Source organism: Anaerorhabdus sp. (genome assembly GCF_036657415.1).
GTDB lineage: Bacteria > Bacillota_I > Bacilli_A > Erysipelotrichales > Erysipelotrichaceae > Anaerorhabdus.
The window spans coordinates 7,504-14,640 of the sequence record NZ_JAVXGL010000047.1; the positions used below are offsets into that span (position 1 = coordinate 7,504).

Annotated in this window: 5 protein-coding genes and 1 pseudogene; 4 read left to right on the plus strand and 2 right to left on the minus strand. The window is 32.7% G+C overall.

The window, feature by feature from the left end; genetic code table 11:
• Together RSB60_RS07620 and RSB60_RS07625 are read left to right on the plus strand one after the other, a co-directional pair.
• Nucleotides 1-206 (plus strand): annotated as a pseudogene (locus RSB60_RS07620) (ketohydroxyglutarate aldolase); the annotation flags it as partial.
• A gap of 143 nt (nucleotides 207-349) precedes the next feature.
• The gene (locus RSB60_RS07625) at nucleotides 350-3,274 is read left to right on the plus strand and encodes an EAL domain-containing protein (RefSeq protein WP_332615538.1); all 2,925 of its coding nucleotides are present in this window, start codon (nucleotides 350-352) and stop codon (nucleotides 3,272-3,274) included.
• An 18-nt stretch (nucleotides 3,275-3,292) separates the two neighbouring features.
• On the opposite strand, the gene RSB60_RS07630 is transcribed toward RSB60_RS07625, so the two are convergent.
• Nucleotides 3,293-4,189, minus strand: a complete 897-nt coding sequence (locus tag RSB60_RS07630) for an AraC family transcriptional regulator (protein WP_332615540.1) — start codon at nucleotides 4,187-4,189, stop codon at nucleotides 3,293-3,295.
• 125 nt (nucleotides 4,190-4,314) lie between these two features.
• On the opposite strand from RSB60_RS07630, the gene RSB60_RS07635 reads away from it, so the two are divergent.
• The gene (locus RSB60_RS07635; protein ID WP_332615542.1) at nucleotides 4,315-6,267 is read left to right on the plus strand and encodes an FAD-binding protein; all 1,953 of its coding nucleotides are present in this window, start codon (nucleotides 4,315-4,317) and stop codon (nucleotides 6,265-6,267) included.
• Nucleotides 6,268-6,276: 9 nt separating this feature from the next.
• A complete protein-coding gene (locus RSB60_RS07640; protein WP_332615544.1) occupies nucleotides 6,277-6,789 on the plus strand; it encodes a hypothetical protein in 513 nt (170 codons plus the stop codon).
• 26 nt (nucleotides 6,790-6,815) lie between these two features.
• Here the strand turns inward: RSB60_RS07640 and RSB60_RS07645 are convergent.
• The coding region (locus RSB60_RS07645; protein WP_332615546.1) for a chromate transporter at nucleotides 6,816-7,137 on the minus strand (322 nt) is incomplete at its 5' end.

The following is a 7,137-nucleotide window of genomic DNA, read 5'->3' on the forward strand; positions in this document are numbered from 1 at the left end:
AATTATGTAAAGTATTTAAAACACCTCTTCCCAATATGCCAATTCTTGCAAGTGGCGGTATAACTTTAGCTAACTTACATGAATGGTTAGAAAATGGCGTTGATGTTTGTGGATTTGGTGGATTATTAACTAAAGGTACAAAAGAAGAAATAGCTGAAAATGCTAAAGCAATTAGAGAAATAATATCTAAGTATAGAAATAAGTGAAACGTTGAGAGGCGTTTTACTTTTTAGATTGTAGTTTTGAAGCGGTATGATAAAATATAATTAGTTAAATACACCAATCATTTACATCCAAAAAACAATTCATAATTCTAATAATCTGGTATGTTCATGTGAGGATTACAAATATGATTAAGTCTATTTATAGTATTAAGAGAAATTCAAAGTTAATTGGGAAATGGGTTTTAACTTTTTTATTAAGTATCATCATGATATGTTTTTCATTATTTCCAAGCTATGCAACAGCTGAGAATACCAACCGTGTAGTACGTGTTGGCTTTTTTGCGTTTGAAGGATATCATGAAACGGATGAACATAATCAAAGAAGTGGCTATGGATATGAATATTTACATGAAATGGCGAAATATACAGACTGGGAATTTGAATATGTCGAGGGGACATGGGAAGAATGCCAAGAAATGTTAAAAAATGGTGAGATTGATTTATTAACGTCGGCACAATATAGTGAGGCTAGAGATGAAGTATTTGATTTCTCATCTACATCTATGGGAACAAGCTATGCCCAACTTACCGTTTCATCTGATAATACTTCCTTGCGTAGAAATGATTATCCACAGTTTAATGGTATTCGAATAGGCTTGCTTCAAGGGAATAGTCGCAATGATAGATTAGCTGAATTTGCAGTGGAAAAAGGATTTACTTATACCCCTGTTATGTATAACACACAAGAAGAGCTAGAAAATGCGTTAAAAGCAAAAGAAGTGGATGCGGTTCTTACTAGTAGTTTACGTAAATTAAAAAATGAATCTATTATTGCCCAATTTGCACCATCACCTTTTTATGCCATCGTTAAAGAAGGAAATACAGAATTATTAGCAGAAGTAAATATGGCATTAGAAACTATAGAAATGAATAATCCAGCATTAAAATATAATCTATATCAAGAATTCTATCGTAATGATTCGGATAATACATTTGAATTAACACGAGAAGAAAAAGAATATTTGGAAACAAATCCTAAAATTCGTGCTGTTATTAGACCGGATGTGGCACCTATATCTTATTGGGAAAATGGTGAGTTTAAAGGAATATCCGCTGATTTAATGAAATATCTTTTAGAAGATTTAAATATTGAAATTGAATATATTGCGACAGATTCATTAGCAGAAAGTTATGAAATGCTTCAAAATGGGCAAGCAGATATTGCGTGTTTATTTGAGAGTGATTATAACTTGGCTGAAAAATATCGAATGCGTATTACATCTTCGTATTTAGAAACAAACTATAGTTTGCTTTCACGTCAAAATACCAATCCAAATGCTCAAGAAAATCATACAATTGCGATTGTCGCAGGAGGAATGACTGAAGCAAATTATTTAGAATCGCATTATCCTAATGCATTACAAGTCCCTGTGAAATCAACAGGAGATGCAATTAAAGCTGTTGCAAATGGTGAAGCAGACTTTGCATTAGTAAATGTTTATTCGGCAGAAAAGGCATTGGTAACTTATCAAAATTTACGTGCTAGTTTTATAAATGACGAGGAACAACAATTTTCTATTGGAGTATCTCAAACGGTAGATGCACGATTATTTTCAATCCTTGATAAAAAAATAAATAGTATTAATAGTCAAACATTCAATGATATTCTTTCTCGACATACAATGTTTCAACAATCACCAATGACACTTGCTAATTACTTTAGACAGCACCCGATTGAATTTATGGCTGTTAGCGTCACAGTCTTTGCGGTTATCATAGGTATCTTAGTGTATATAGCTATAATCAATAGGAGACATGCTAAAAAAATGTTTGATCTTGCGTATGTAGATAAACTTACAAATCTATGGAATATAAATGGATTCTTATATCATGGCAAATCACTGCTTTCAAAAAATAGTAAAGACAACTATGCAGTGGCTGCAATTGATTTATCAAACTTCTCAAGTATAAATGAGGAGTATGGACGTGACGTTGGGGATAAAGTTCTAGAAGGTTTGGGAGGGATTCTCAATCGTTTTAACAACGATCAAACAGTTGTTGCACATAATGATGCAGATCATTACTTAATGCTAATTAACTATAAGGATCAAGAGGACATCAATACAACATTAATGGCAATAATTAAAATGATATCTTCATACACAATTGAAAATCTTATACTACAATTTCATGCGTTTGTTGGGGTAGGCTTTGTACAACAGCAAAATGATGCATTGCTTCATGCGATAGATCATGCTGGAATAGCACGAAATAACTGCTCAATAGACAGACCGATTGTATATATGGATAAAGAACTACAAAGTAGAATAGCGCGAGAAAAAGAAATACGTGATCATGTTGAATCTGGGCTTAGTAATGGAGAATTCCAAGTCTACTACCAACCCAAGGTAGATATGTCAACAAAACGAATCGTCGGTGCTGAAGGATTGATTAGATGGAATCACAGTAAACTAGGATTCTTAAATCCAGCAGAATTTTTGCCGATAATTGAGCAAAGTGGGCTAATTACAGAAATAGATTTCTTTGTTTTGGAGCAAGCATGCAAACTGATTTGTAAATGGATTGATGCTGGACAAGAGCCAATTATCATATCGGTTAATCAATCACGTACACACTTCTTAAAGAGCAATTACATTGAACGTCTTCAAAACATGATTATCAAATATAATATTCCACCTAACTTCATCGAATTAGAAATTACAGAAACCCTATTTGGACAGGAAACGATATCTAATGAAATCATTAGGAAAATAAAGAATATTGGATTGTTAATATCTATTGATGATTTTGGATCTGGATATTCATCTCTACATCTATTACATCAAATTTCGGTAGATATCCTAAAAATAGATAAAGGATTATTGGATGAAAGTGATAAGGAAGAAAAAGTCCGTAATATCATTCATAGAGTTGTTCAAATTGCGACTGATTTAAATGTAGAAGTTATTTGTGAAGGGGTTGAAACTATAGAACAAATGGAATTCTTATTAGGAATTGATTGTAAATATGCACAAGGATTCTTATTTAGTAAACCATTACCTCAAGCAGAATTTGAATTACTCATTCAAAAAGGATTATGTGTAGAATAATTAAATATGAAAAGAAGTTTATAATGCAAACTTCTTTTTTTTGTTATTCAATTGCTTGCGAAAATCTCTAGGTGACATATGATAAAAAGATTTAAAGCTGTTAGAGAAAGCATAGACTGATGAATATCCGTATTGGTTTGCTATCTCACTAATTGATTTACTACTTTGTAATAAATCCACTTCAATTTTATTTAAACGATAAGTGGTAATAAATTGCTTAGGAGAACTATTGAGATATGAAGTGAAACATCGATATAAATAACTTTGCGATAGTGCACAGTGTTCACATAAATCTTCAACGGTTACATTTTTATAAGGATTATCATCTAAATAGCCAATACATTTTAAAACAGTCTTTTCTTCGCTATATTGATGGCGATACTCACTGTGTGTGCTTACGATATCACTTTGAATTACTTTTAATAATTTCAACATACAATTATCAATTAATATTTTGATTGATTGATAAGTAAGTTGTTCCTTTTTGAGAAAGTCATTATATTTATCTTCAATAAATTTCAACGTGAAATCAGATAAGAAGGTGGAAATGCATTGAACCTGTTGAAGCTTAAATAATTCAATAAATTCAGCACGTTGTTGTAAAGGTAGGTCAAAGTAAATTGTATAGAAAGTTACTGGTTCCGGTGATATACATTCTATTGTATGTAGAAGTGAAGGAGGAACTAACAGAATAGATTTGGGGCCTAATTCATAAGAAATGCTGTTGCATAAAACTTTAATAGAACCGGTAATTAAGAATGAGATTTTGAAATGCGTCAAAATATCATTTTTTAATAAACTTTTTTGGTTATGTAACGCATAAAAGAAAAAGATGGGCGAAAAATTAAATTTACTTAATAAATCGCTAAGTGGGTCTTTTTGGATTAAATAGTTTGTAGGTAATGATTTTTTCATAATGTTCTCACTTGACTTGTTTATGTATATTTTAACCTATTTTAGTTATGAAATCATTAAAAAATGACATGTTTTACACATTGTGAAATTATTGATAAATAGTAAAATAAAGACGAGGTGATAATGTGAAAAAATTAATTAACAAAGTATTGGTGCTTTTATTAGCATTAGGAATGATTTCAGGGTGTACAACAACGCCAAAAACAGAAAGTCAACCGACACCAGAAATTACTGCAGATGAAACAAAAACTGCTGATGTAATTATTGTTGGTGCAGGAGGAGCAGGGTTAGCAGCAGCACTCAGTGCAGTTGAAAATGGTGCTAAATCAGTAATTATTCTCGAGAAGACAGGAACAACAGGGGGAGCTTTAAACTATACTTCAGGCTCAATGTCAGGAGCTAACACAATTATTCAAAAAGAAGATGGGATTGAAGATACAGTGGATTCTTATGTTGCTGACATCATGAAAAATGGTGCTGGTAAAGGGGATGAAGAATTAATTCGAGTATATGCTGAAAAAGATATAGAAATGATTCAATGGCTTTGGGATAATGGCTTAAAAGATAATACATTTAGTACTGACAAAGAGGAACGTCGTTCAGTATTTGCACCAGAGCATGCGTTGTATTCAGTTCAAAGAACATATAAAGCAAGACCTGATGATCCTAAAACTTATAAATCAGCAGCCCATGAAGTTTTAGATACTCAGGTGAAAAAGTATGATCAAATAACAATTGATTTCATGACAGAAGCAACACAACTAATCGCAAATGATAAAGGACAAGTAGTATCTGTTCTTGCAACAAATAATGAAACACATAAAACAATAAAATATGAAGCTACTAAAGGAATCATAATGGCAACAGGGGGATACTCTGGTAATAACAAGCTAATGGGAGCTTTTGCAGAAAATGGTTCAAATTACTTAGCTGGAGGATCTAAAGGATCAGATGGTTACGGTATTTACATGATGCAACAAGTTGGTGGTTATGTTAATGATGAAACAATGGCTTATATTCCAACATTCCCAATGGGATTAGAGGGTCCAAATCAAACAGGTGCAATTGCACCAACATATACTTGGAAAACAGGTGGTATTTGTGTTAATCAAAATGGCGAACGCTTTGTTGATGAAACAGAAGCACGTGTCGAAGTTCGAGAAGTTGCGTTAGAAGAACAACCAGGTGCTGTTCAATATGACATCTTTACAGATAAAATCATTGAAGATTTAAATGCTGCAGGAGCTGCAACGATGTGGAATTACTTCTATGCAGAAGAAGGTCTTCCTGGTTATTCTAAAGTAAGTAAAGCATCTTCAATTGAAGAATTGGCAGATATGATTGGAGTACCAGCTGAAACATTATCAAAGACTGTTGAAGACTATAATGCGGCAGTTGATTCAAAAGGTACAGATTCATTAGGAAGAAAATATGATGGGGAAGTAAATGCATATAATCTTGCGGTAAACAAGATTGAGGGAGAAACATATTATGCAGTGCCATTAAAAGCACTTGTGGTTATTACACTTGGTGGAGTAACTGCAAACAAAGATATGCAAGTACTTGATGCAGAAGGCAATGCAATTCCAGGTTTATATGCTGCCGGAGAAGTAGTTGGTGGAATTTGGGGTCAATTTGCATCAGGTGGTACAGGCGTTATGGGTCCAATTGTATTTGGAAATATCGCAGGTGAAAAAATTATGACCAACACATTAGCAGAAGGATATACGGTTAAACCAGCAACGAATATGTTAGATATCAATTTCTTTACAAAAGAAGAAGTTAAAATTGAATTTGATATGAACCAATCATTAAATGATGGTGAATATCAATCAGTTGTTGATGGACAATATGGCGAAATGAAAGTTCAAGTAACAATCACTGATGGAAAAATTAGTGATGTGAAAATAGTAAGCAATAATGAAACAGAAGAAATTGCATCAGGTGCATTAAAGATGATTCCTGAAAAAATTGTTGAATCAAATAGTGTAGAAGTAGATGTAATCTCAGGAGCAACATTAACAACAAATCGCATTCGCACAGCAGTCGTAGATTGTTTGAATCAAGCAAAAAAATAGGAGAAAGAAATGAAAAAAATTGTTTGTATTTGCCTTTCGGCATTATGTTTAATAGGATGTTCATCAACACCAAAAGCAACACCAGAACCAACAACAACACCGGATGCATTTACAAGTGCATCTACAAATAACTTCTATGAAGCGAGTTCATGGACAGGTGATCAACTAATTGAAGCTATAAAAAATCGTAGTGGCTCTTGGACAATTGCAACAGTTAATCCAGATAATACACCAAACTTAGCAGTAGCGGTATTTGGTATGTTAGATGATACTACATTAGTATTAAACTTAGCACCTAATCAAACAGGTGAAAACATTGTAAGAACAAAAGAAGCAGTTGCAATTATTTATCAATATACTAATAATCAAGAAATTGAAAAGACACTCAGAAACCAAGGAGCAAAGTTGAAACTTGCATTAGTATCAGAAGAAGAATTTAAAAAGTATCAAGATGCTAATCCTGATACGGTTACTGAAACATCATTAGTACTAAAAATCGTGGAAGTTCTTCCTCTTGGTTAAGCGTCGAAAGACGCTTTTCTTTTTGTTTATAAGATGAAGCCAAGTAGGATAGTGATAAGTATAATAACAGGAGCAGGAACTTTCTTATAGAATAAAAGTCCTAGTGAAAATAAAACAACCAGTAGATTTGTAATAGAATTTACATGTTGGAGAATCAAAGCGATTGCAGTAGAAAGTAAAAGACCACTTGCGACTGCATTGATTCCTTTTAATGCAATTTTTATAGCTTTAACTTGGCGAAGATCATGCCAAATGGGATAGATAAAGTAAATTAATAAGATACCAGGTAAAAATATGGCAAGACCACTGATTATACCTGCAAAAGCCTGTGTTATTACTCCTAAATTT

Coding starts and splice junctions, on each gene's coding strand:
- RSB60_RS07640 (WP_332615544.1), top strand. CDS start 6,277: ATGAAAAAAATTGTTTGTATTTGCCTTTCGGCATTATGTTTAATAGGA.
- RSB60_RS07630 (WP_332615540.1), bottom strand. CDS start 4,189: ATGAAAAAATCATTACCTACAAACTATTTAATCCAAAAAGACCCACTT.
- RSB60_RS07625 (WP_332615538.1), top strand. CDS start 350: ATGATTAAGTCTATTTATAGTATTAAGAGAAATTCAAAGTTAATTGGG.